This window comes from Anaerostipes sp. CAG:276 (assembly GCF_000432215.1).
GTDB lineage: Bacteria > Bacillota > Clostridia > Lachnospirales > Lachnospiraceae > Anaerostipes > Anaerostipes caccae.
Genome location: NZ_FR889202.1, coordinates 1 through 3,068 on the forward strand (window position 1 = coordinate 1; position 3,068 = coordinate 3,068).

A 3,068-nucleotide genomic window follows, 5' to 3' on the forward strand; every position below is an offset into this window, starting at 1 on the left:
TTTCCCATCCCAACAATAAGTACAGAGTTTCTTAGGATCCAATCCCACAGACTCAATCATATCATCCAGCCTGTGATACCGGAGCGATGTGAAATTCAGCTGCTTACAGATTTCATCGATCATACCCTGATATTCCGGAGAGTCCGGATTTGAAAACTTCTCCAGATGTACATTCTTGTAATCTCCGCTGATCTGTTCAATGATCCGGCGTGTGATCAGATCCATTTCAGAAGTAGAGCGTGAGAAGTTTAAATATTTACATCCATATAAAATCGGCGGACAAGCCGGGCGGACGTGTACTTCTTTTGCACCGCTCTGATAAAGGAATTCGGTTGTTTCCCGCAGCTGGGTTCCTCTTACGATGGAGTCGTCGATCAACAATAGGCTTTTATCCTGGATCAGTTCATGAACCGGGATCAATTTCATTTTGGCGATCAGGTTTCTCTTACTTTGGATAGTCGGCATAAAAGAACGCGGCCAGGTTGGTGTATATTTAATAAACGGTCTGGAAAACGGTATCCCGGATTCGTTGGCATAGCCAATGGCGTGAGCGATCCCTGAGTCAGGTACACCTGCGACTCTATCGGGAGTAGCATCATCACGCTGAGCCAGCTTCTTTCCGCATTCATAGCGCATTTCCTCGACACTGATTCCTTCATAAGAGGACGAAGGATAACCATAATAAACCCAGAGGAAAGTACAGATCTTCATATCTTCGCCGGGTTTAGCCAGAGTCTGGATACCTTCAGGTGTAAGAATCACGATCTCTCCCGGACCAAGCTCCCGGTCGGCCACATATCCGAGATTCAAATAGGCAAAACTTTCAAAGGAAATACAGTAGCCATCGTCTTTTTTGCCTACAGCAACGGGAGTGCGGCCCATTTTGTCTCTGGCGGCATAGATGCCTTTTGGTGTCAGCAGTACGATCGTCATGGAACCGTCAATGACATCCTGTGCATGCTGAATTCCTTCCACGAGATGTTCTTTCTGGTTGATGATAGCGGCAACCAGCTCCGTTGCATTGATATCTCCGCCGCTCATTTCAAGGAAATGTGTGTGGCCTGAATCAAACATCTGCTTTATAATTTCATCCGTGTTATTGATCTTTCCTACGGTCATGATCGCGTATGTGCCGTGGTGGGAGCGAACGATCAGCGGCTGCGGTTCGTAGTCGGAAATACAGCCGATGCCCATATATCCATGCATCTTGTTCACGTCTTTGTCAAACTTTGTCCGAAACGGAGCATTTTCTATGTTATGAATGGCACGGTCAAAACCGTCGTCTTTACTGTAAACTGCCATACCGGCACGCCTTGTCCCAAGATGGGAATGATAGTCTGTCCCAAAATATAAATCAAAAACACAATCCTGTTTTGAAGTGACACCAAAAAATCCGCCCATAAATTCCTCCGATTTGTAAATAAGATTATACTGCTGTATTTATTATAACCAAACGGGAGGAACGGGACAAGGAAAGATTGGCATTCTTTCGAAAAGGGAATTGATTTAATTCAGTATATTCATTATAATACAAACATACCGTGAAACCGAGACATAAGAAAACTTTATATACAGGGGTGCTGGCAGACTGCCGGCTGAGAGTAAGACGAGAAGAGGTCTTTAACCCTTATACCTGATCTGGGTAATGCCAGCGTAGGAATAAAACAGTACAGCTGTACATGAGACTATTTCCCCGTTGGATTTGCCAGCGGGGTTTTTCTATGGAAACAGATTTATGAGGAGGAAGAAATATGAATGCAAGCGTAGCGATCCAGACACTGCCGGAGGCGGCCAATGATGAAGAATTGATCCGTATTGTGGACGAGGTAATTGATTATATTAAGAGCACGGGACTGAATTATTATGTGGGACCGTTTGAAACTGCGATCGAGGGTGATTACGATGAACTGATGGATATTGTGAAAGAGTGCCAGCATATTGCTGTCCGTGCCGGTGCACCGTCGGTTGCGGCTTACATTAAAGTGTCTTATAAGCCAGAAGGGGATGTGCTTACCATTGATAAAAAAGTTACAAAACACCACCAATAAACTGTGGCCGGCAGCGGCGATTCTTGTGATTCTGGCGATATGGCAGACTGCCAGCGGGACAGGGATGGTTTCAAAATTTCTGCTTCCGTCGCCGGTGGATGTGGTCAGGGCATTTGTAAATGATTTTCCACTGCTGATGGCGAATGCGAGAGTGACCATACTTGAATCATTTATCGGTCTGCTGATGGGTGTTGTTATTGGTTTTTTAATGGCAGTGCTCATGGATCATTTCGATAAACTGTATAAGGCATTTTATCCGCTGATCGTGCTGACGCAGACGGTGCCCACGGTGGCCATTGCGCCGCTTCTTGTATTGTGGTTTGGATATGAAATGCTTCCGAAAGTAATTTTAATCGTTATCGTGACGTTTTTTCCGATCACCGTGAGCCTGCTGGATGGTTTCCGCTCGGCGGACAAGGATACGATCAGCCTGATGCGTTCTATGGGTGCGTCAAAGCTGCAGATATTCCGGTATGTGAAATTTCCGGGATCTCTTAGTCAGTTTTTTGCCAGCCTGCGGATTTCAGCTTCCTATGCAGTTGTGGGAGCCGTCATTTCAGAATGGCTGGGTGGATTTGAAGGTCTGGGTGTCTATATGATCCGGGTTAAGAAAGGTTTTGCCTTTGACAAAATGTTTGCGGTGATCTTTATGATTTCTGCGATCAGTCTCCTGCTGATGTGGGCCGTGAATCTTCTGCAGAAAAAATGTATGCCGTGGGAGAACCGGGAATAGCCGAAAAAGTGAAAAGAGGATGATAATTATGAAAAAGAGAATGTTAGCTGTATTACTTTCTGTGTTATTGATCACAGTAATGACTGGCTGCGGATCAAAGAAAGAAGAAGCCGGGGACGGAAAGCTTAAAAAGATTACATTTGTTTTGGACTGGACACCGAATACCAATCACACGGGTATTTACGTGGCAAAGGAAAAAGGATATTTTAAAGAAGCCGGACTGGATGTGGAAATCGTACAGCCGCCGGAAGACGGAGCAGAAGTGCTTGTGGGCTCCGGGAAAGCAC

General features: G+C 45.4%; 4 protein-coding genes and 1 riboswitch. Of the genes, 3 read left to right on the forward strand and 1 reads right to left on the reverse strand.

Annotated features, from left to right (window positions below):
- A partial coding sequence (locus QVP35_RS13115) for an amidophosphoribosyltransferase (RefSeq protein ID WP_288187921.1) occupies window positions 1-1,401 on the reverse strand: 1,401 nt, incomplete at its 3' end.
- Window positions 1,402-1,563: 162 nt separating this feature from the next.
- Window positions 1,564-1,677: riboswitch (TPP riboswitch) on the forward strand.
- 74 nt (window positions 1,678-1,751) lie between these two features.
- Here QVP35_RS13115 and QVP35_RS13120 point away from each other — a divergent pair.
- The 3 genes from QVP35_RS13120 to QVP35_RS13130 form a co-directional block, all read left to right on the forward strand.
- Window positions 1,752-2,048, forward strand: coding sequence for a thiamine-binding protein (locus QVP35_RS13120; RefSeq protein WP_006567710.1), 297 nt, complete (start codon window positions 1,752-1,754; stop codon window positions 2,046-2,048).
- Entirely contained in the window at window positions 2,017-2,781 is a 765-nt protein-coding gene (locus tag QVP35_RS13125; protein ID WP_009291123.1) for an ABC transporter permease, read from the forward strand. Before QVP35_RS13120 ends, QVP35_RS13125 begins: the two co-directional genes overlap by 32 nt.
- A gap of 28 nt (window positions 2,782-2,809) precedes the next feature.
- A partial coding sequence (locus QVP35_RS13130) for an ABC transporter substrate-binding protein (RefSeq protein ID WP_288187923.1) occupies window positions 2,810-3,068 on the forward strand: 259 nt, incomplete at its 3' end.

Bases quoted from the DNA above. Each gene is read 5' to 3' on its own strand.
- QVP35_RS13120 (WP_006567710.1), top strand. From the start codon at position 1,752: ATGAATGCAAGCGTAGCGATCCAGACACTGCCGGAGGCGGCCAATGAT.